This window comes from Phycicoccus sp. Soil748 (assembly GCF_001428025.1).
Lineage (GTDB): Bacteria > Actinomycetota > Actinomycetes > Actinomycetales > Dermatophilaceae > Pedococcus.
The window spans coordinates 40,211-60,285 of sequence record NZ_LMSC01000012.1 but is presented as its reverse complement, the minus strand read 5'-3'; the positions used below and the strand labels follow the sequence as shown (position 1 = coordinate 60,285).

Genomic DNA, 20,075 nt, shown 5'->3' with positions numbered 1-20,075 from the left:
TGTCCGTACGGTGGGGCCATGACCGCCGAGCCGCTGTGGGACCTGGTCGTGGTCGGTGCGGGTCCGGCCGGCGCGACTGCTGCGCTCGGCGCCCTGCACGAGCGACCGGGCGCCCGCGTCCTGCTGCTGGATCGGGCCGACTTCCCTCGTGACAAGTCCTGCGGCGACGGGGTGGCGCCCCACGTGCTCGACGTGCTGGGGCACGTGGGTGCCGGGGCCGTGGCGGACCGCCTGCGCCGCGACCACTCCCCCGTGTCCACGCTCCAGCTGTCCCTAGGCGGCCTCGAGGTGGAGCGCGCCATGCGACGTCCCGCGCTCGTGGTGCCGCGCGCGGATCTCGACGCCCGCCTCGTGGACGCGGCCGTCGCCGCCGGTGCGGTGCTGCGCCGCCACCGGGTCCGGCACGTCGCGACCGCTGCCGGTGAGGTGGTGCTCGACGGCTCGGTCCGGGGGCGCGTGGTGGTCGCCGCCGACGGGGCCCGCTCGGAGGTACGGCGCGCGCTCGGTGCACCGTTGCGCGGCCGGACGGCCCTGGGGCTGCGGGGCTACGCACCCACGCCGCGGCACCGGGCAGGTCGACAGGTCATCCGGTTCGGCGAAGAGCGCCAGCCGTCCTACGCATGGTCCTTCGACCGCGGCGACGGCTGGTCCAACGTCGGCTACGGGGAGGTGCTCGGCGGCCGCCACCACCCGCCGACGCACGCCCTGATGGTGGACCGGCTCGAGGCGCTGCTCCCCGGCTCGACCGCCGGTGCCGCCTCGTGGCGCGGGCACCACCTGCCGTTGTCGACCGCAGGCACTGGTCGGGAGCAGCCGGACGGCCGCGTGCTCTTCGCGGGCGACGCTGCAGGACTGGTCAACCCGTTGACCGGCGAGGGGATCTACTACGCCGTCGCGACCGGAGCCATGGCCGGCCGCCTCGCCGTCCAGGCGCCAGGCGAGGACCGGCACCCGCTCTTCCCGGTCGTCGCGGGCCGCGGCGCCGTCGACGAAGGGCCCGGCAGCGGGTACCGACGGGCGCTGCGGAGGCTGCTGCGCGGCAACCTCGCGAGCACGGCGGCCGCCGGCAGGCTGACCGCCTCCCCTCGGGTCCTCGCTGCCGGCCTGTCCGCGGCGGCCCGTGACCAAGAGGTCTTCGACGACCTGGTCGAGCTCGGGCTGGGGCGCGGCGTCCTCACGCCGAGGCTGCTGCGCGGGCTCTGGGGCGGCCTGGCGGGCGGGTCGCCGCAGTGGGCTTCCCGGGACACCCGGGTTCTGGACCTCGGCTAGGGGCGCAGGAGCACGAGGGCCACGTCGTCGCGCAGGCCGTCCTCGGCGGTGAGCTCCAGCAGCAGCCGGTCGGCGAGCTCCTCCACGTCGAGCGACCGGTGCTCGGCGAGCACCCGGCTCAGCCGCGCGATACCGACGTCGAGGTCCTCCCCGCGACGCTCCACGAGGCCGTCGGTGTAGAGGAGCAGGGTGCTGCCCGGGGCGAGGGTGGCGGTCCCCAGGGGGCGCCGCTCGATGTCGGTCGTGACCGCCAGCGGCGGCCCCAGGGCGGCGTCGAGGGCCTCCACCGTGCCGTCCGGGTGCACCATCAGCGGCGGGAGGTGCCCGGCGCTGCTGTACGCCGCGAAGCCCAGGTGCGGGTCCAGGACCACCTTGACGGCGGTGGAGGCCGTGGCGTTGGGGTTGTGCCGTGCGATCTGGTCCAGCGCGGCGAGTGCCTGCGGCGGCCCCACGTCGGCGACGGTCAGTGCGGCCAGGGCGCTGCGCAGCTGTCCCATGACGGAGGCGGCGACGAGGCCGTGGCCGACGACGTCTCCGACCGCGACGGCGACGCGCCCGTCACCGATGTCGGTGACGTCGTACCAGTCGCCGCCGACGGACAGCGCCGCCGAGGCGGGCCGGTAGCGCACCGCGACCGCCACCCGTTCGAGCACGGCCTCGGGCACGGCCGCCGGCAGCATCGCGGACTGCACCGCCACCCCCAGCCGTCGCTCGGCCTCGACCGCCTCGTCGAAGAGGTGGGCCTGCTCCATCACCGCCCAGGCCGCGTGCAGCGCCTCCTCGGGCGATGCAGCGTCGCTCGGCGAAGCGCCGGCGCGCACCATCTCCCGGGCCAGGGCCGTCACGTCGAAGACGTTGAACAGCACCCAGCCGGGGTCCTCGCCCCGGGGCAACGGCACCGCGGTGCCCGCCCAGTACCGCTCGTCGAGCTCGCCGGCCACCCGGGCGGAGGGGATGTCGTACCGCTGCGTCCCGAGGATCGCCGGACGGCCCGTGGCCAGCGCAGTCTGCATGACCGAGCGCACGCCGTCGACGGCGCTCGCGGGCACTCGGGCCTCGGGGAACGCGTCGAACAGGGCCCGTCCCACCAGTTGGTCCCGGTCCTGGCCGGCGACGCGCAGGTAGGCGTCGTTGCAGTCCTGGATCACCAGCTGGTCGTCGAGGACGACGCAGGCCGTCGGCACCGCGCGGAAGACCAGCTGGAAGTCCAGGCCGGTGGGCGCGGAGGGTCGCGTCGGGTCGGCGTCGGCGCGGTCTGCCGGGGGCATCCCCGCACCCTATGGCGTGGGGGCACCGCGGTGGGAGTGTTCGGGAAGACCGCCGCATGTGCTGCGGCGGGTCGCTGCCCACCTCGGCGTGGACGCTCGAACCCGGTCGCGCGAGCCGTCCCGTACCCGGTCACGCGCGGCGGTCGACCTCGTGCAGGGCCACCGGACCCAACCGACCGTCGTGCGCCGTCGCGGTCATGTAGGTGCAGGTCGGCTGGCGCCTGCGGTCGGTGGGCGAACCGGGGTTGAGCAGCCGCAGGCCGCGCGGCGTCGTCGAGTCCCAGGGGATGTGGCTGTGGCCGAAGACGAGGACGTCGAGCTTGGGATAGGCCGCCTCGCAACGCAGCTCGCGCCCAGAGGCCTGCCCCGTCTCGTGCACGACGCCGAATCGCAGCCCCTCCACGTCGAGCTCGGCGACCTTGGGCAGCCGGTCGCGCAGGACGCCGTGGTCGTTGTTGCCGGCCACACCGACGAGGCGGCGAGCCCGCGACTGCAGGGCGTCGAGGAGGGCGACGTCGACCCAGTCACCGGCGTGCAGGACCAGGTCGGCCTCGTCGACCGCGCGCCACACCTCCTGCGGGAGGTCCTTGGCCCGCTTCGGCAGGTGCGTGTCGGCGAGCAGCAGCAGACGCGTCGTCATGGGGCCCAGTCAACCGTGCAGCCCCACCGACGGCGACAGCGCTACCCCGCGTGGGCGCGGACCACCTGGCGCTGGCGGCCGAGACCTCCGATGCCGAGCTCCATGACGTCGCCCGGACGCAGGAACACCTGCGGGTCCTGGCCCATCCCCACGCCGGGTGGCGTGCCGGTGTTGACGACGTCGCCGGGCTCCAGCACGAAGAACTGGCTGAGGTAATGGACCACCGTCACCGCGTCGAACACCATGGTCGCGGTCGATCCGGTCTGCCTGCGGGTCCCGTTGACGTCGAGCCACAGGTCCAGGGACCGGTGGTCGCCCACCTCGTCCGACGTCACCAGCCACGGTCCCATCGGGTTGAAGGTCGCGGCCGACTTCCCCTTGCACCACTGGCCGCCACGCTCCATCTGGAACGCGCGCTCGCTCACGTCGTTGCACACGGCGTACCCCGCGATCGCCGCCTCGGCAGCGGCGAGGTCGGGCAGGTAGCTGCACCGCCGGCCGATGACGACGGCGAGCTCCACCTCCCAGTCGGTCTTGGTCGACCCGCGCGGGATGACCACCTCGTCGTCAGGTCCCACCAGCGTGTTGGGCGACTTGGTGAAGACGATGGGTTCCTCGGGCACGGCCTGGCCCGTCTCGGCGGCGTGGTCGCGGTAGTTCAGGCCGATGCACAGGATCTGGTGCGGCCGCGCGACCGGCGCCCCGACGCGCTGTCCGGCCAGATCACGCACCTGGCCAGCAGCAGCGCGGTCGCCGACCAGCGACCGCAGCGCGTCGATCCCACCGTTCTCGAAGAACGCGGCGTCGAAGTCGCGCACCGCGTCCGCGACGTCCACGTAGGTGGAGTCACCCACCAGCACCGCGGGTCGCTCCTCGCCCACCGGTCCGATCCTCAACAGCCGCACGGTGCCGTCCTCCCTCTCCGACGCGTGGTCGGGTCCTCAGTACGTCGCACGGCCGCCGCTGATGTCGTAGACAGCACCGGTCGAGAAGCTGCACTCGTCGGACGCGAGCCACGCCACCAGCGCGGCCAGCTCCTCCGCCCGGCCCAGCCGCTGCATGGGGATCAGCGACACGAGGCGCTCCAGGACCTCTGGCGCGGTCGTCGCGTTCATCGGTGTCTCGAAGACCGCTGGCGCCACGGCGTTGACCAGGACCCCGGTCGTGGCCAGCTCCTTGCCCAGCGACTTCGTCATGGCGATGACGGCCGCCTTGGACGCCGAGTAGGCACTCAGCCTGGGGTTGCCGTCCTTGCCCGCCATCGAGGCGAGGTTGACGATGCGCCCCCAGCCGCGCTCGACCATGCCGGGCGCGACCGCGTGGCACAACCGGAAGGTCCCCGTCACGTTGACGGCGAACGTGCGCTCCCAGTCGGCGGTCGAGACCTCCCACAGCGCCGCGTTGGGTCCGACGACCCCGGCACTGTTGACGAGCACGTCCACGGGCCCCACACGTGCCAGCACGGCCAGCAGGGCCTGCTCGTCGGTGACGTCGACGACCTCGTCGGCCCCCGGGGCCACGTCGAGGCGCACCACCTCGAGGCCCTCCTTGGAAAGGCGTTCGGCGCAGGCCGCACCCAGCCCGCTCATCCCGCCGGTCACGACTGCTCGTCTCACTGGCCACCTCCGGGCTCGTCGGGCCACCCGTCTGGTGTCCCGGGGTCGATGAGGGCACGCAGGTCAGGCCGCGCCCACGCGCCCGTCTGCGACACCGAGAGCCCGCCGTCGACGGGCACCACCGCTCCGGTGACGAACGAGGCGTCGCCGGATGCGAGGAAGTCCACGACGGCAGCGACCTCGTCCGGGGTGCCGGTGCGCCCCACCGCGTAGCCCTCGGTCGCGCGCTCGAGGTCGGTGCCGCCGATGAGGCCGGGCGCCACCGCGTTGACACGGATCCCCGCGGCCCCGTGCTCGAGTGCAAGGACGCGCACGAGCGCCTCCAGCCCGCCCTTGGCCGCCGCATACCCGGCGACGCCGGGTGACACGAGGCGCGCCATTACCGACGACACCGCGACGACCGAGCCGCCGGCGGGCATGTGGGGCAACGCAGCCCGTGCGCTGTAGAAGGCCGAGTCCAGGGTCGCCCCGAGCGCGCTCCGCCACATCTCGTCGGTCTGGTCGACCGCGCGGGCGCGTGGGTTCACGGCTGCGGCGGCCACGAGGACGTCGATGCGTCCGTCGAACAGTCGCAGCACCTCGTCGAACACCCGGCGGACCTCGTCCGGGTCGGAGCAGTCGGCCACGAGGTGCTCGCACAGGTCGTCGGCCGGCGTGAGGCTGATGCCCAGGACCCGGTCCCCGCGCGCGAGGAACCTCCCGACGATGGCCAGCCCGATCGCCGAGCTCGAACCGACCACGACGACAGCGCGGCCCGGGCCCCCAGCGGGAGTGGGCCCGTCGGGCCGGCGCCCCTCGTGCAGCTGCGACATCAGCGGTCCAGGGACAGGCGGTAGGTGACGCGCGACGCCGCGACGTGGAGGTACTCGAACAGCACAGGCTCGCGGTCGGGCGCGAGGCACGAGGTGCGCTCCAGGAGCAGCACCGGGTCGCCCTTGGCCAGATGCAGGAGACCGGCCACGCGCTGGTCGGCCACGCCTGCGCGGATGACGTGGTCGGCCCCGGCCAGCGGGGTCCCGTACTTCTGCTCGAGGATGCTGTAGAACGGTTCGTCGCGCAGGTTCTCGCGTGCGACCCGCGACCCGAGCGACCGCACGAAGTAGCTGTCGTCGAAGGAGATCGGGGTCCCGTTGGCGAGTCGCACCCGTTCGATGTGGACGACGGGCTCCCCCACCGCGCACCGCAGAGCGTCGGCCACCCGCTCCGGCGCGGGCGCCGTCTCCACCAGCTCGACGCTCGCCGTCGCCGTGAGGCCCAGTGCCTCCATGTCCTCGACGAACCCGGTGAGCCGGTCCAGACGTGCCTCCACGGTGGGACGGGTGACGAAGCTGCCGCGCCCGGGGTGGCGCACGATGAGGCCCATGGTCTCCAGGTCGCGCAGACCTCGACGCACGGTGGTGCGGCTCACCTGGAACCGTTCCATGAGCTGCGGCTCGGTGGGCACCTGGTCGCCGGGCTTGAACCGTCCGCTGCGGATGGCCTCGTGCAGGTCGGCCCGGACGACCGCGTGCATGGGCGCCGTTCCCTGCAGCGCCTCGCGCCGCGGCCCTCCTCCGCGTGCCGGCGCGTGCGTGGTCACAGCCCGGCCCGCCTCATCATCCGCTCGAGGTCGGCGTGGTCCACCTGGTCGAGGGAGGGACTGGCGATGCGCACCGTCGTGTGTCGGATGACACCGCGCCGCCGCAGGACCTCCTTGTGGAAGGCGACGTTGTAGAGCACCTCCCGGGTGAACAGCGAGCCCATGGAGTCGATGTCCTCCTGCGCGGCGTCCGGCCCCTGGGCGGCCCACGTCCGGTAGGCACCCACCACCCGGTCGACGAAAGCGGGCGAGGGCATCGTGCCGATGGCACCTCGCTCGAGCTCGTTGACCAGGTACACGCCCCCGATGCCGCCGAACACGCCCTCGATGGCGTCCCCGAGCGCCTTGACGACCGCGGAGATCCCGTGTGTGGGTGGGTTGCTCTCCTCCTTGACGTATCGGACTCCCGGCACCGCGGCCACGACCTCGGCCAGCGCCTGCGCGCCGAGCGGGAAGCCCACGCGTGCGTTCTGCATGATCACCGGCACCCCCACGTCGGCGACCCTGCGGGTGTGCTCGCCGACGAACTGGGCCGAGGGACCGAAGAAGTGCTGCACGTAGGGCACCATCGTCATCACGGCGGCGACCTCGAGGCCCGCCGCGTGCCGCGCGAACTCCACCGCGCTCTCGGTGCTCGCACCGGTCACCCCGACCGCCACCGGCACCCGGTCCCCGGCCGACTCGACGACCGTCTCGACGGCGTGCCGCCGCTCCTGGTCGGTGAGGGTGTAGAACTCGCTCACCACCCCGGGGTACAGGATGCCGTCCGCGCCGTGGTCGAGGCAGAACTCCACCTGCGACCGCAGGCCGTCCGTGTCGAGCGAGCCGTCGGGCCCGAACGTCGTCACCGGGATCGGCACGACCCCTCGCAACGTCGGCGCGTCGGGCCCCCTGCCCTCTGCGGCCTCGTGGTCACCGCGCCCCGCGTCCCGGTCGGCACCCGTCGCACCCACGCCAGCGTCCCGGCCGGCGTCTGCGTCCATGCCTGCTTCCGTGCCAGCGCCCATGGCTGCACCCTGCTCCGTCATCCCCACGTTCCTCTCGTCAACCACATCACTGACCGTCCGACCGTCCAGACCCCCATCGACCCGAGCGCCACGAGGATGACCCGGTCGAGGGTGTCGTGCCTCTTCGACGCCCACCAGCGCCCGAGCAGCGTCCCCGCCACCGCTCCCCCGGCAAGGCGGGCCACCTGCTGCAGGTCGTCCTCGGAGACCGCGCCACGCACGGCCAGCAGGCCGAGCCCCAGCACGCTGATGGCCCCGACGTACGCCGACATGGTGGCCGTCTGCTCCCGGGTGGAGACCCGGCGCCCGTGCACGTACATCGCCACCGCAGGTCCGCTCAGGCCGGTGCTGGTGGCCAGGATCCCACCGAGGATGCCGCTGGGCGCCACCCAGTGCCCGCGCAGCGCCACGGTGCCCGTGCCGACGAGGCCGTACACCGCGTACGCCAGCAGCACGAGCCCCATCAGGCCGGTGACCCACATCGGGTCGAAGTGCTCGAACAGCAGGATGCCCACGGGCAGGCCCACCACCGAGAACGCCGTGAGGGCGCCGAACGTCCGCTGCCGCACCTGCCCGCGCAGCCCCGGGGCCAGGAGCAGCACCACGCTCGTGATCGGCACAAGGCACAGCGCGATGACGACGACCTCGTGGGGCTGGAACACCAGCAGCAGCAGCGGAACCGACAGCACGCTGAAGCCGAAGCCGGTGACCCCGGTGAGGATGCCGGCCAGGAAGACGATGACGACCGGGACCACGAAGGACACGGTCACTTCTCCGAGCCGGCCATGAAGCCCGAAAGGAAGTAACGCACGCCTGTCACGTAGAGCACGAACATGGGCAGCGCGGCGATGGTGAGGCCGGCCATGACCGCCGGCACGTTGCTCGAGAACTCGCCCTGGAAGAGGGTCAGACCCGCCATCAACGTCCGCTTGTCGTTGCGCTGCAGGAAGATGATGGCGATCAGGAGCTCGTTCCAGACCCACAAGGTGTTGACGATGGCCAGCGTGATGACGCCCGGGCGGGACAGCGGCAGGGCGATCTTGCGGAACATCATGAGGTGGTTGGCGCCGTCGAGCTGCGCCGCCTCGAACAGGGCAGGCGGGAGCCTGCGGAAGAACCCGGTGAGGAAGTAGGTCGTGTAGGGGATCATGAGCCCCACGTAGGCGACCACCGCCCCCTGCAACGTGTTGATCAGCTTGGTCTCGACCATCACCCTGAACAGCGGTATCGCCACCGTGACCGCAGGTGCACCGAGCATGGCGACGAACACCATGAAGACCGCCTGCCGGCCCGGGAAGTCCATGCAGGCCAATGCATATGCAGCCAGCGCGGAGATGGTGATCCCGATCCCCACCGAGAGGACCGTGAGCAGGAAGCTGTTGCGGATCCAGGTCAGGAACATCGGGTTGCCGAGGATCTGCTGGTAGTTGTGCAGCGTCGGTGACGTCGGCAGGGCCAGCTGGCTGTCGGCGTACTGCACCTCGGTCTTGAAGGACGTCGACACCATGAAGTAGAGCGGCACGATGGCAGCCAGCGTCACGACGAGCACCGACCCGTGCTTGGCGACGACGCCCGCCACCGCGCCCGGGGTGGCCCTGGCCGGCTGCGCCGCAGGCTTGGTCACCGGCCTGGCCGCCGACCGCGCTGCGGTGCTCACAGCTCACCTCGCCGGTTGAGCCAGGTGAGGAACCCGACCATGAAGGCGAGGATCACCCCGAGCATGAGCGTGGACAGCGCGGCGGCGTTGCCGAAGTCCCCGTAGATGAAGGCGCGGCTGTAGATGTAGTACTCCATGACGTAGGTGCTGGTGCCGGGCCCGCCCTTGGTGAGGACGAAGACGTAGTTGAAGACCCAGTTGAAGAGGGCCACGACGACGATGCCTGCGTAGAAGGCGATGATGGTCGACATCTGCGGCACCGTGACGTGCCGCAGCCGCTGCCACCAGTTGGCCCCGTCCACCTTGGCCGCGTCGTAGAGGTCCTCGGGCAGCTGGGTCATGCGGGCGAGGAAGAGGATCACGCCGAAGGCCAGCTCGCGCCACTGGATCACCCCGGCGACCGACCACACCGCCGTCTTCGGGTCACCGAGCCAGTTCTGGGCCAGCGCACCCAGGCCAACCGAGCCGAGGATGCTGTTGACCAGGCCCCGGCTCTGCAGGATCTGGCCGAACACGAGGGCAGCGACCACGACGGGCACGACGTACGGCATGAAGATGATCGCCCGGTAGACCCGCCATCCACGGATCTGGTCGTGCAGCACCTGCGCGATGACGATCGACGTCACGACCAGGACCGGCAGCACCACGAACAGCTTGAGGTTGTTGATGACGGCCGCGTGCAAGATCGGGTCCGCGAACAGAGCCCGATAGTTGCTCAGCCCCGCGAACTCGTCGGTGAACGGGTCGAGGAAGCTCGTCCGCACCACCGACACGATCGGGTAGAGGAAGACGAAGGCGAGGAACAGGACGGCGGGCAGCAGGAAGACCATGGCCGCCTGCGCGTCCCGGCGCCGCTTGCGCTGCGGCGCACGGGATGCGGAGATCGATGTCATCGGTGAGGTCACCTCAGGGGTCGGTCGTGCGCGGTCGGGTCAGGCCGTCCGACGGCCGCCTGCTCAGCTGCCGGACCAGTCCTTGAAGTTCTTCAGCTCGTTGGCAGAGGCCTTGCGCCACCCGTCGAGACGCTTCTCGACGTCGGCGGCCGCCTTGGTGGGAGACGTGCCGGAGAACACCGCCTGGACGGCGAGGAAGCTGTTCTCGCGGTCCATCTTCGACGGCCAGAAGTTCTGGTAGCCGATGGTCGACTGGTTGCTCTGGAGCTCCCAGAGGGCCTTGTCCTGCGGGGAGTTCATGGTGCTGCTGTCGAAGCGGTCGTCCGCGGGGAAGAAGCCGGTGGCCTTGTACATCCCGTTGAGCGACTCCGGCCGGTGCAGGTAGGCGAGGAACTTGGCCGCCATCTCCTTGTGCTCGGCGAAGGCCGTGATGAACAGCGGGTGCGAGTTGAAGTGGACCTTGCCCGCGAGCGAACCGCTGCCGCGCTTGGGCGGCGCCATCACCCCGAGGTCGTCGCCGAGGGCCTGCTGGAACTTCGTCAGGCTGCTGGTGATCGCGAAGGCGCACTTGCCGGCGAGGAACATGTTCATCGCGTCCTGGTACTCCAGCGACGTGACGTCGGGGTTGAAGACCTTGGCGTCGATCATCTCCTTGGTCCACGTGAGCCACTCGGAGAACTTCGGGTCGGTGTACCTCTGCTCGCCCAGGACCACTGGCAGCAGCTCGCGCGGGTCGTTGAGGTTCTGGGTGTTGAACATCCCCGAGAAGTTGCCGATACCGGTGAGGTTCTTGACGCCGTAGCCCCAAGGGGTGACGCCGATCTTCCGCAGCGCCGCGGCCGCCGTGATCATCTCGTCCATCGTGGCGGGCGCCTTGTCGGGGTCGAGGCCGGCCTTGCGGAAGAGCGCCTTGTTGTACATGAGCGGGATGGGCGCGTTGTACCAGGGCAGTGCCCACGTCTTGCCCTTGAACTTGTAGATGTCGAGCGCCTGCGGCGGCAGGACGTGCTTCATCTCCTCGGCGTCCAACGTCCCGTCCAGCGGGGCGATGCACTTCTCCCACACGAACTGCATCGTGTAGGTGCCCGAGTACTCGTGCTGCAGGTCGGGCCCGGACTTGGACTGGCAGGCGGTCCGGAAGTTGCTCGCCAGCTGCTCGGACGGCTGGGTCGTCGACTCGATGGTCGTCCCCTTGTTGGCCGCGGTGAACTCCTTGATCACACCGTTCATCCACGCCGTCATCTGGTCGGCGGACTCCACGCTCGGGTTCCACCAGAACTGCAGCTTCTGCGCGCCGCCGGCGCCCCCCGCACCGCTGTCCCCGCCACAGGCGGCCAGCAGCGACGGGACGGCCAGCGTCGCACCGGCAAGCCCCGCCCCCTTGAAGAACGTCCTGCGGTCGAAGCCGCCGAAACCGCCCGTGAAACCGTCCTGACCACCCATTGCGTGCCTCCCCAGCGCCGTTGCTGAAACGTAGGAACGTTATATCTTATGCATAATGTGGTGTCAACGATCCTGAGGGCGCACCCACCCCGTGTCCGAGGGGTCGGCGAAGATGACCCGCTGGACCCGGCTGGACAGGAGCCACCGGCCACCCACCTGGGCGTACGCGTCGTCGTAGGAGGCCACGAGAGACGGCGCGGTGACGACCACGGGGGCCGTCGAACCGACCTCACGCCAGCGGCGGAAGAGGCAGAGGTTGACCCAGCCGCGAGCGGTCGACGGCCCGAGCACCTCGATGTCGATGTTGGTGCACAGGTGCAGCGTCTGCAGGTCGGTCAGCGCCTCGCGCTCGGTGAACGTGGCAGCGATCTGCGCCCGACCGCGCAGCAGCATCTCCGGGGTCTGGAAGACGCCGTCCTCGGTGAAGAGCTCGGCCAGGCGTGACGCCTCACCCCCGTCGGCGAACCGGCAGTAGCGGTAGGTCAGCCGGGCACAGTCCCGTTCCGCGACCAGGGTCTCGAGCGCATCCACCAGGGTCCTCCTCGGTTGGGGTCGTGCGTGGTCAGGCAGCCGTGTACGGGTGTCGCCGAGTGCGCCCGCGTCACTCCGGGAAGGCGGTGGCGTAGAGGCGGCCCTCACGGCTGGGGTCCGGTGGACCCGTGGGCCTCGTCGCCGGCAGGTCCGACCGTGCGGTGGTCACGACCAGCTGGACGCCGGCCACCGTCGTCACGAGGGCGAGTGCGCTCGGGCGCGGCACCGGCACCTCGACGACCTGCCGAAGGCGCCCCTCGAGCGTGTAGCGGTGCAGGACCCCGCAGCCCCAGACCGCCACCCACAGGTCGCCGTCGGGGCCCAGGGCGATGCCGTCGAGGACGCCCTGGCCCCGGTGCCGGACGAGCACCGGCGCCTCGGCCGGCTGTCCCGTCCCCGCGAGCGGGTGCCGGCGCACCGTCCCTGCCGCCGTGTCGACGGCGTACAGGTGCTCACCGTCGGCCGTCACGGCCAGGCCGTTGGCGGTGACATAGCCCTGCACGACCGGTGTCGCGGTCCCCGCTCGCAGGTCGACGGCCACCACGCCGCCACGGGGGGTCACGCGGTCCTGGGTGAACAGGCCCACGAGCAGCCGCCCGGCTGGGTCCACGACCATGTCGTTGGTGCGCACGGTGGACGGGTCCTCGCACACGACGACCGGTGGCACGGCGACTCCCCCCGTATCGAGGACCTGGACGCAGCCGTCGACGGCTACAGCAAGCGAGCCGTCCGCCAAGGGCTGGGCAGCAGTCGGCACGCTCCCGACGCTGCGGCGCTCGACCGCCTCCCACGCGCCATCCCGGTGACCGGCGACCGACACCGTCCCGCCGAGGATGTCGACCCACGAGAGCCGTTGCCGCACCTCGTCCCACCGGGGGCTCTCGGCCAGGAGGTGGTCGCCGAGCGGCAGCTCCTGCCAGTCGGGACGCACCCGTGCAGGTGCACTCACAGCCCGATCTCGACGACCGAGCCGCTCATCGCGCGGACGCGCCCCTCGTCCACCGTGACGCCGATCCCAGGCCCCCTTGGCACCTGCACCACCCCATCCGCCACGGTGAGGCCCTCCTCCACGAGGTGCCCGAAGGTCTCGAGCATGACGGGCTGGAACTCCTGCACCAGGAAGTTCGGAAGGGCTGACGCCAACTGCCACGACGCAGCCATCCCGACGGCCGTGACGACGCCGGTGTGCAGGGCGACGGGCAGGTGCTGCGCCGAGGCCAGCGTGGCGATGGCGAGGGTCTCCCCCACCCCGTTGCGCATGAGGTCGGGCTGCACCACGTCCATCGCCCGGGCGGCCAGCCAGGGCACGAACTGGTGCCGCGTGCGCAACGGCTCACCCACCGCGACGGGGATGTCCAGGCTGCGCACCAGCTCGCGGTGCCCGAGGACGTCCTCGGGGGCCAGGGCCGACTCCAGGAACGCGACGCCGGCCTCTGCCAGCACCCGTCCCAGCGCCTTGGCCTCCGGCAGCGTGTAGCCCCACATCCCGTCCACCGCGAGCCACGCCTCGTCGCCCATGGCCTCGCGCAGGCCCGTCACCTCGTGGCCGTCAGGGCGCGCACCGAAGCCCAGGCACGGCTTCACACCGAAGCCCCGGCGGGCCCACTCGGCCGCCTCCTCGCGACGTCCTTCTGCAGTCTTCTCACGCAGACCGGTGACGTAGCAGGGCAGCTCGTCGCGCAGGCGACCCCCGACCAGCTCCGCCAGCGACAGTCCCGCAGCCTGCCCACGCAGGTCCCACAGGGCCGTGTCCAGGGCAGCGATCGCGTCCTGCTGGAAGCCCCCCACCTGACCGCGGACCCGGAGCGTCTCGTACATGTCCCCCGCGCGGGCCGTGGTCGCCAGGGGGTCCAGGCCGAGCAGGGTCGGGCCGAGCACCTTCTCGACGACGACCAGGACGACCTCCGGCCCGATCGGCGCCTGGGCCTCGCCCCACCCCACGAGCCCCTCGTCGGTCTCGACGCGTACGAGCGCCGCCTCCGAGCGGTCGGAGTAGAGCTGGCGGTGGGGGGCGAACCGGCGGTAGTCCGTCCCGGGGAGTCGCTCCCCCGGACGGACCGCCCCCGACATCGCGTAGGCGTTGTCGGACTTCACCGCGTAGCCGGTGATCTTCGTGATCCTCATCGGTGGCCCGACTCCTGCCTTGGGGGGTCTCGGTGCCCGGCCAGCCTAACCACGCCGACGCCGCTCAGGAAGGGATTCCGACGTCTTTCTGCATAATGTCTACCAGCCGCCGGCCGCTGCCGTGCCGGCCAGTGCCGGGCCCTCTCCGTCGCCAGGCGCCACGTCGTCCGCTGCGGCCGCACGGGCCTTGAGGAAGCCCAGGACGTTGTCCTTGGCGGAGGTGATGTGACGGCGGACTGCCTCCTGCGCCTGCTCCGGCTCGCGCTTGCGGAGGGCCTCGACGATCTCGGCGTGCTGGTCCTGCGCGACGCGCAGGCGTCCCGGCACCGAGGCACGCACCCTCGCCGCCTGGATCCGGCGGTGGATGCGCTCGGCCTCGGCGGCAAGCTCGCGGTTGCCGCAGAGGTCGTCGATCGCGCGGTGGAACTGCACGTCCACCTCGGCGAAGGCGGCATCGCCGACGTCGACCAGCCGCTCGAGCTCGCCGAGGAGGCTGTAGACCGGCCCCAGCTCGAGCTCGGTGCGGGCCACCGCAAGTCGCACCGCCTCGGCCTCCAGGACCAGGCGCAGGTCGTAGAGGTCCGCGACCACACCGTCCTGCAGCGCGGTGACGACGGCGCCACGCCGCGGGTGCACCTGCACCAAGCCGTCGCTCTCCAACCGGCGCAGGGCCTCGCGCACCGGAGTGGTCGACACCCCGAAGTGCTTGGACAGGGGGATCTCGCGGAGCCGCTCACCCGGGTCGAGCCGGCCGGAGGTGATCGCCGCCTGGATCGACTCGCGCACCTGGTCGACCAGGCTGCCCCGGTCGGACAGCCCCTGAAGCACCCCGAGGTCGGTCATGACGCCCAGTATCGGGACGAGCCGCTGCCGCGCGCAATGCGTCGGCCTGCCTGATGCGTCATGCATGATCGGTCGGGCGGGCACGTCGCGGGTGCGCCCGCGGCCATGGTCGTCATGAGTATGCATAATGCCTCATGATCGACACCACCTGGTCCACCGCATCAGAACCCGAGGAGCCCGGCATGCCCACCAGCCCCATCGAGTGGATCGAGGTGCGCGGCGGCCGGGTCGGTGTCGACACCGGCTCGGGGGCGTTGTGCAGCGCCGCACTCGGTCCCGACGGACGCGAGCTGATCGGTGGCACGACCGGCGTCGGGCTCCTTCGGCTGGCCCTGCCGATCCCCGGGTACGGCTCGCACTTCACGGAGACGGGCACGCACGGCGCCCCGGAGGTCGTCCGCGAGGACGACGACACCGTCCGACTCACGTGGTCCCGGCTCACCACCCCCCACCACACCGCACCCGTCCGTGTCGAGGTCGAGCTCCGGTCGGCCCCCGAGGGGCTCGTCGTGCGTGCGCAGGTGCGCAACGACGGCGACCTCCCGATCCCGCAGGTCGCCTTCCCTCAGGTGCTCGGACTGTCCGCAGGCGGCCAGGACCCGGCGGCGCGCGTGTCGCTGCACGCCTCGGCAGCCGGCCACCCGCCACGAGTCGGGGTCAGCGGGTCGGACGAGACGCGCCTGCGGCTCAGCCGCGGCACGGTGTGGCCGCTGCGCCAGCTCTCGATGCGGCCCGACGACGCGTCCTTCCTCGAGACACCCCTCCAGCGCTACTACGGTTACGGCGCCTTCGAGTTCAGCATGAAGTGGCTCGACTACGGCGACTCCCGTGGCGGCCTCACCCTCTACTCCCGAGACCCGCGCTACCGCGCCCAGGGCCTCCTGCTCGAGCGGCCCGACCGGGCGCGGGACGAGTTCGCCCTGAGGTGGCTGCACTTCCCGACGATCGCGCCCGGATCCACCTGGGACAGTGGCGACTTCGTCATCGTCCTGCATGAGGGCGACTGGTATGCCGGCGCCCGGGCCTTCCAGGAGTTCGCCGCGGAGGCCTACCCCTACGACGCACCGCCCCACATCCGCGAGGCCCTCGGGATCCGGTCGGTGTGGCCCGCGATCCGGCACGCGCCGGTCAACTTCACGCTCGAGGAGCTGCCCGAGTACGCCGAGGAGCTCGCCGACCCCTCACTCGGCCTCGCCGAGCTCTGCGTCTGGCACTGGTGGGAGAAGAACGGCCTGCCCATCATCCTGAACCCCCGCCTGGGGACCGAGGACGACCTGCGGGCCGCGCTGACCCGGTGCCGCGGGCTCGGGGTGCCCGTCTCCCTGTTCGTGAGCCACCACCTGCTGCGCGACACCGACGAGTCACTGCAGGAGTGGAAGCACCTCAACGCCGCGGGACAGGCGGTCGGGGACGACTGGACCTACGGGCTGGACTTCCTGCCGCGGTTCCGGGTCCCGTTCATGGGGACGCACGCGATGGTGCGCGGTTCGTTGCTGGCACGGGGTATGCGGGACGCGATCCTGGCCGAGCACGCCAGGCTCCTGGAGCTGGGGGCGACCTCCACCTGCTGGGACCAGTACTGGTCCTGGTTCGAGCCCAACTACAACCCGTCCGCGGACGGGGCACCGGACGAGGAGGGTGACCGGCTGCTGGACGTGGGCCGGGCCATCCACGAGCTCGTGCGCAGCAAGAACCCCCGGGGCACCTTCTCCGGTGAGATGGTCACCGAGCAGAAGGTCCCGGTCCTGGACTACACCTGGGACTGGCGCAACGGCGCAGACCTCGACGAGGACGCACCGTTCCGCTACGTCTTCCCACAGTTCCGGCTCAACGCCAACGTCAACGAGCACCCGCGCGGTTCGCTGCTGGCCTTTGCCGACGGCGGGCTGATCAACGTGATGCCTGGCCAGATGCACAGCCACCGACTCGCCGAGCACCCCGAGCTGGTGGCGACGCTCAGGCAGCTGGCGACGCTGCGCAGGCGCTTCCTGCGGTTCTTCTGCGAGGGACAGTACCGCCACGTCGAGGGGCTCTCCACGTCTGGGTGCCACGCGCGCGCCTACAGCCACGGCGACGAGGTGCTCGTGGTGCTGGTCAACCCCACCGACGCGCCCAGCAGCGCCACGGTCGCGGTGCGACCCGAGGACTGGGGCGGTCGGACGCTCTCGGACGCCCCGCGAGTCGTCGCTCTCGACGGCACGCCTGCCGACGGGGCGGTGACCGCCGGCTACGAGGGGGTCGTCGAGCCCGACGGGCTGCGCGTGCTGCTCTTCAGCTGACCTGGAGCCCGGGCCGCCGCGGCTCGGTCACGAGCGTGTGCGACGTCCAGGCGCGGTAGTCCAGGGTCGAGATCCGGTCGATGGCCCGCACCTGCGTCGTCCACACGTCGTGGCTGATCCGGCAGCGCAGGTAGCCACGTCGCAGGTCGGCGCTGACCAGGTGCGGGTTCGCCCGCGTGCGGACCTCGAGCCCGGAGTCGGTCTCGCCACCGTCGCGGCCGCTCGAGATCGAGGTACCGGCGAACTCCACGCCCACGACGGCCGAGTCGGGGTCCTCGAAGTCCTTCAGGACGTTGAGGTGGTAGTTGCGGTGGATGTCCCCCGTCAGCACCACGAAGCCGCCCGCGTCCTTGGCCGCCACCGTGTCGATCACCCGCTGTTGCGCAGCCTGGTAGGCATCCCACTGGCCCGTGGAGAACCGCTCTCCCGCGGTGTCGTCGCTGTCCAGCCGGCTGAACAGCACCGTGTTGGCCATGACGTCCCAGGTCGTCGCGCCGGACCCGAGGCTGTCGAGCAGCCAGGCCTCCTGCGCCGTGCCGAGGATCTGGCGGCTGGGGTCGCGTCGCTCCGCGGTGTCGCCCACCGTGCTGCCCGGGAGCTGGCCGGTCTTGTACTGGCGCGCGTCGATGACGTGGAAGCGCGCGAGGTCGCCGTAGTCGAGCTGCCGGTACATCCGCGCCGTGTAGCCACTGGGGCGCTGCGGTGACCGCAGGGGCATGTGCTCCCAGAAGGCGCGGTAGGCGTTGGCCCGCAGCTGGTAGAGCGACGGGTCCTCCGCGTCGTAGTCGTTGAAGACCTCGTGGTCGTCCCAGGTCACCATCCACGGCGAGACCCGGTGCGCCTCCTGGAGGTCGGGGTCCGACTTGTAGAGCCCGTACTGCTGACGGAAGCGGCCGAGCGTGTCGGTCTGCCGGGTGAAGTCGGCGGGCAGGGAAGGCGTGTACGGCCACCGAACTGAGGTGGCATCCGTGGCGTACTCGTAGATGTAGTCGCCGGCGAAGTACACGAGGTCCGCAGGCTCGGACGCGGCGTCCTTCCACGCGTGGTACCAGCCCGCACCGAGCGACTGGCACGAAGCGACGACGAGGTCGAGGTGGTCGAGGTGCGCCCCTGGCGCCGGCGCCGTGCGCGTGCGGCCCACGCCACTGAGGTGCGGACCGCAGCGGAACTGGTACCAGTACTCGCGATCCGGGCGCAGACCCCCGACGTCGACGTGCACGCTGTGGGCGTACTCGGCGTGCGCCAGGGCGGTGCCTCGGCGCACCACTGTGGCCATCGACGCGTCCTCGGCCACGACCCACTGCACCGGGAAGCTGTCCGTCGCCATGCCCCCGTCGACCTCGAATGGGCTGGGTGCCAAGCGGGTCCACAGGACCACGGCCGTCGACAGCGGGTCACCCGAGGCGATACCCAGGGTGAAGGGGTAGGGCATGGCCCGCGACCCCGAGACTGCCGCGTGCGCCCGTTCCGGCCTCCCGGCCACGAGCGCGGCCGTGGCAGCGAGCCCGGCGGCGGTGAGGAACCCCCGGCGCCGTAGCCCCTGGGCGATAACTGCAGCGGACTCGTCTTCCCACGAAGGACTCATGTCGTCGCATGCTAGGCAGGCAAAGGCGACAAAACAATACATTCTGCATAACTTCGTCCGTCCACGTGGTGACGCTCGAGCACGGCCACGCGCGGGGACGAAGGACTCTGCCCTCCTCCTCCCCCGTGCCTCGATCCTGAGAGTCGACGCGAAGTGGTGGAGGTGCCCCATGACCGTTCCCTGAACCCGACCACAGCTGCACGCCGAGACGGGGCCGCAGCGACTCGCCTGGGCGGACAACCTCAAGGTCGCCCTCGTCGCCGGCGTCGTCCTCGCCCTCGTCATCCTGGCGTGGAACGGCCTCGAGGGCGCCTGGGTGCTCAGTGAGCCCACCGTCCGCGAACCGCTGCTCAGCATCCTGCTCCTGGTGGCGATCGTCGGTGTCGCGTTCGGCATGCCCCTGTTCTTCATGGTGGCGGGCGTGTTCACGCCGAAGTCCCTGCACCGCAGGGGAACCCGGTTGTTCCTGCGTGACCGCACGATCCGGCTGCTGGTGCCCAGTGTCGCGTTCGTGCTCCTGCTCACCCCGCCGATCGAGTTCGTCGACTCGAGCAACGCCGGCTTCCGCGGAAGCTTCTGGCAGTACATCCCGCACTCGTGGTGGCCACTTCCCCCTCCCCCCGGCCCGACATGGTTCCTCGGCGTGCTCCTGGTGTTCTCGGCCGTGTATGCCGTGGTCCGCCGGAGCCGCCCGTGGCACCCGGGGACGGGGCGCCGGCTCGGCGGACGGGACCTGGCCGGGACGGTGGTACTGGTGGCGGTGATGTCCTACGTCGTGCGGATCTGGGCACCGTTCGGACAGGAGCGCTGGCACCTCGCAGTGGCTCAGGCGCCGGGCTGGGTGGCGGGGTTCACGCTCGGCGTCCTTGCCGGCGAACGCGGCTGGTTCGACCACCTCGACCCGCAGCTCGCCACGCGGGTACGACACGCCGCCTGGTCCTCCATGGCCGGCTGTGCCGCTCTCGTCGCGGCCCTGTCGACCGCAGACGCCGACGTGGACGGCTTCGGCGGCGGGGGCACCTGGCAGTCCATGGCTTTCGCGACCGTCGAGGCGATGGTGCTCGTCACGGTTTCGGTCTGGGTGGTCGACGCGTTCCGGCGCCGCGCTGTCCGCCAAGGTCCGCTGGCGAAGGAGCTGAGCCGCGCGGCGTACGCGACCTTCTTCGTCCACCAGGGCGTCCTGGTGCTGCTCATCCTCGCCAGCCGGCACCTGGCCTGGCCGACCGAGGCGCGGTTCGTCCTCGTGGCCGTCGTGGGTGTGGCCCTGTCGTTCGCCGTCGGTTCCGCGGTGCTGCGCGTCCCCGGCGTCGCGAAGGTGCTGTGACGGCGATGCTCCAAGGC

Annotated in this window: 19 protein-coding genes; 3 read left to right on the top strand and 16 right to left on the bottom strand. The window is 71.5% G+C overall.

The window, feature by feature from the left end; translation table 11 throughout:
- Positions 1–18 precede the first annotated feature (18 nt).
- The gene (locus ASG70_RS16510; protein ID WP_056884949.1) at positions 19–1,269 is read left to right on the top strand and encodes an NAD(P)/FAD-dependent oxidoreductase; all 1,251 of its coding nucleotides are present in this window, start codon (positions 19–21) and stop codon (positions 1,267–1,269) included.
- On the opposite strand, the gene ASG70_RS16505 is transcribed toward ASG70_RS16510, so the two are convergent.
- From ASG70_RS16505 to ASG70_RS16435, 15 genes are all read right to left on the bottom strand, one after another.
- Positions 1,266–2,537: a PP2C family protein-serine/threonine phosphatase gene (locus tag ASG70_RS16505; RefSeq protein ID WP_056884948.1), complete on the bottom strand. Its 1,272-nt coding sequence runs from the start codon at positions 2,535–2,537 to the stop codon at positions 1,266–1,268. The two genes, ASG70_RS16510 and ASG70_RS16505, sit on opposite strands and share 4 nt — an antisense overlap.
- A gap of 130 nt (positions 2,538–2,667) precedes the next feature.
- Complete coding sequence (locus ASG70_RS16500; RefSeq protein ID WP_056884947.1) at positions 2,668–3,177, bottom strand: metallophosphoesterase; 510 nt, start codon at positions 3,175–3,177, stop codon at positions 2,668–2,670.
- Between the two features lie 41 nt (positions 3,178–3,218).
- On the bottom strand, positions 3,219–4,082 hold the full coding sequence (locus ASG70_RS16495; RefSeq protein ID WP_056884946.1) for a fumarylacetoacetate hydrolase family protein: 864 nt from the start codon (positions 4,080–4,082) through the stop codon (positions 3,219–3,221).
- Positions 4,083–4,118: 36 nt separating this feature from the next.
- Complete coding sequence (locus ASG70_RS16490; protein ID WP_082590948.1) at positions 4,119–4,793, bottom strand: SDR family NAD(P)-dependent oxidoreductase; 675 nt, start codon at positions 4,791–4,793, stop codon at positions 4,119–4,121.
- Positions 4,790–5,605, bottom strand: coding sequence for an SDR family NAD(P)-dependent oxidoreductase (locus ASG70_RS16485; protein WP_056884945.1), 816 nt, complete (start codon positions 5,603–5,605; stop codon positions 4,790–4,792). Before ASG70_RS16485 ends, ASG70_RS16490 begins: the two co-directional genes overlap by 4 nt.
- Positions 5,605–6,306, bottom strand: coding sequence for a GntR family transcriptional regulator (locus ASG70_RS16480; protein WP_056884944.1), 702 nt, complete (start codon positions 6,304–6,306; stop codon positions 5,605–5,607). The genes ASG70_RS16485 and ASG70_RS16480 overlap by 1 nt, the downstream gene beginning before the upstream one ends.
- A 62-nt stretch (positions 6,307–6,368) precedes the next feature.
- On the bottom strand, positions 6,369–7,400 hold the full coding sequence (locus ASG70_RS16475) for a dihydrodipicolinate synthase family protein (RefSeq protein ID WP_056884943.1): 1,032 nt from the start codon (positions 7,398–7,400) through the stop codon (positions 6,369–6,371).
- On the bottom strand, positions 7,397–8,143 hold the full coding sequence (locus tag ASG70_RS16470; protein ID WP_162253935.1) for a sulfite exporter TauE/SafE family protein: 747 nt from the start codon (positions 8,141–8,143) through the stop codon (positions 7,397–7,399). Before ASG70_RS16470 ends, ASG70_RS16475 begins: the two co-directional genes overlap by 4 nt.
- A 2-nt stretch (positions 8,144–8,145) precedes the next feature.
- Positions 8,146–9,036: a carbohydrate ABC transporter permease gene (locus ASG70_RS16465; protein ID WP_056884941.1), complete on the bottom strand. Its 891-nt coding sequence runs from the start codon at positions 9,034–9,036 to the stop codon at positions 8,146–8,148.
- Positions 9,033–9,929: a carbohydrate ABC transporter permease gene (locus tag ASG70_RS16460; protein ID WP_056884940.1), complete on the bottom strand. Its 897-nt coding sequence runs from the start codon at positions 9,927–9,929 to the stop codon at positions 9,033–9,035. Before ASG70_RS16460 ends, ASG70_RS16465 begins: the two co-directional genes overlap by 4 nt.
- 63 nt (positions 9,930–9,992) lie before the next feature.
- A complete protein-coding gene (locus tag ASG70_RS16455; RefSeq protein ID WP_056884939.1) occupies positions 9,993–11,372 on the bottom strand; it encodes an ABC transporter substrate-binding protein in 1,380 nt (459 codons plus the stop codon).
- A 63-nt stretch (positions 11,373–11,435) separates the two neighbouring features.
- Complete coding sequence (locus tag ASG70_RS16450) at positions 11,436–11,903, bottom strand: nuclear transport factor 2 family protein (RefSeq protein WP_056884938.1); 468 nt, start codon at positions 11,901–11,903, stop codon at positions 11,436–11,438.
- 70 nt (positions 11,904–11,973) lie between these two features.
- Positions 11,974–12,852: an SMP-30/gluconolactonase/LRE family protein gene (locus tag ASG70_RS16445; protein ID WP_082590946.1), complete on the bottom strand. Its 879-nt coding sequence runs from the start codon at positions 12,850–12,852 to the stop codon at positions 11,974–11,976.
- Positions 12,849–14,027: a mandelate racemase/muconate lactonizing enzyme family protein gene (locus tag ASG70_RS16440; protein ID WP_056884936.1), complete on the bottom strand. Its 1,179-nt coding sequence runs from the start codon at positions 14,025–14,027 to the stop codon at positions 12,849–12,851. Before ASG70_RS16440 ends, ASG70_RS16445 begins: the two co-directional genes overlap by 4 nt.
- Positions 14,028–14,126: 99 nt before the next feature.
- The gene (locus ASG70_RS16435) at positions 14,127–14,870 is read right to left on the bottom strand and encodes a GntR family transcriptional regulator (protein ID WP_056884935.1); all 744 of its coding nucleotides are present in this window, start codon (positions 14,868–14,870) and stop codon (positions 14,127–14,129) included.
- 182 nt (positions 14,871–15,052) lie between these two features.
- Between ASG70_RS16435 and ASG70_RS16430 the strand changes: the two genes are divergently transcribed.
- Positions 15,053–17,149 carry a hypothetical protein gene (locus ASG70_RS16430; protein WP_156400066.1) on the top strand — a complete coding sequence of 699 codons (2,097 nt, stop codon included), beginning with the start codon at positions 15,053–15,055 and terminating at the stop codon, positions 17,147–17,149.
- Here the strand turns inward: ASG70_RS16430 and ASG70_RS16425 are convergent.
- The gene (locus ASG70_RS16425) at positions 17,142–18,734 is read right to left on the bottom strand and encodes an alkaline phosphatase (protein WP_162253934.1); all 1,593 of its coding nucleotides are present in this window, start codon (positions 18,732–18,734) and stop codon (positions 17,142–17,144) included. The two genes, ASG70_RS16430 and ASG70_RS16425, sit on opposite strands and share 8 nt — an antisense overlap.
- A 196-nt stretch (positions 18,735–18,930) precedes the next feature.
- Between ASG70_RS16425 and ASG70_RS16420 the strand changes: the two genes are divergently transcribed.
- Complete coding sequence (locus tag ASG70_RS16420) at positions 18,931–20,058, top strand: acyltransferase (RefSeq protein WP_082590943.1); 1,128 nt, start codon at positions 18,931–18,933, stop codon at positions 20,056–20,058.
- Positions 20,059–20,075: the final 17 nt, after the last annotated feature.

Excerpts from the sequence above, each read along its gene's own strand:
- ASG70_RS16475 (WP_056884943.1), bottom strand. The coding sequence starts at position 7,400 with ATGACGGAGCAGGGTGCAGCCATGGGCGCTGGCACGGAAGCAGGCATG.
- ASG70_RS16505 (WP_056884948.1), bottom strand. The coding sequence starts at position 2,537 with ATGCCCCCGGCAGACCGCGCCGACGCCGACCCGACGCGACCCTCCGCG.
- ASG70_RS16430 (WP_156400066.1), top strand. The coding sequence starts at position 15,053 with ATGCCCACCAGCCCCATCGAGTGGATCGAGGTGCGCGGCGGCCGGGTC.
- ASG70_RS16425 (WP_162253934.1), bottom strand. The coding sequence starts at position 18,734 with ATGAGTCCTTCGTGGGAAGACGAGTCCGCTGCAGTTATCGCCCAGGGG.
- ASG70_RS16485 (WP_056884945.1), bottom strand. The coding sequence starts at position 5,605 with ATGTCGCAGCTGCACGAGGGGCGCCGGCCCGACGGGCCCACTCCCGCT.
- ASG70_RS16440 (WP_056884936.1), bottom strand. The coding sequence starts at position 14,027 with ATGAGGATCACGAAGATCACCGGCTACGCGGTGAAGTCCGACAACGCC.
- ASG70_RS16455 (WP_056884939.1), bottom strand. The coding sequence starts at position 11,372 with ATGGGTGGTCAGGACGGTTTCACGGGCGGTTTCGGCGGCTTCGACCGC.
- ASG70_RS16510 (WP_056884949.1), top strand. The coding sequence starts at position 19 with ATGACCGCCGAGCCGCTGTGGGACCTGGTCGTGGTCGGTGCGGGTCCG.
- ASG70_RS16435 (WP_056884935.1), bottom strand. The coding sequence starts at position 14,870 with ATGACCGACCTCGGGGTGCTTCAGGGGCTGTCCGACCGGGGCAGCCTG.
- ASG70_RS16480 (WP_056884944.1), bottom strand. The coding sequence starts at position 6,306 with ATGCACGCGGTCGTCCGGGCCGACCTGCACGAGGCCATCCGCAGCGGA.
- ASG70_RS16460 (WP_056884940.1), bottom strand. The coding sequence starts at position 9,929 with ATGACATCGATCTCCGCATCCCGTGCGCCGCAGCGCAAGCGGCGCCGG.
- ASG70_RS16500 (WP_056884947.1), bottom strand. The coding sequence starts at position 3,177 with ATGACGACGCGTCTGCTGCTGCTCGCCGACACGCACCTGCCGAAGCGG.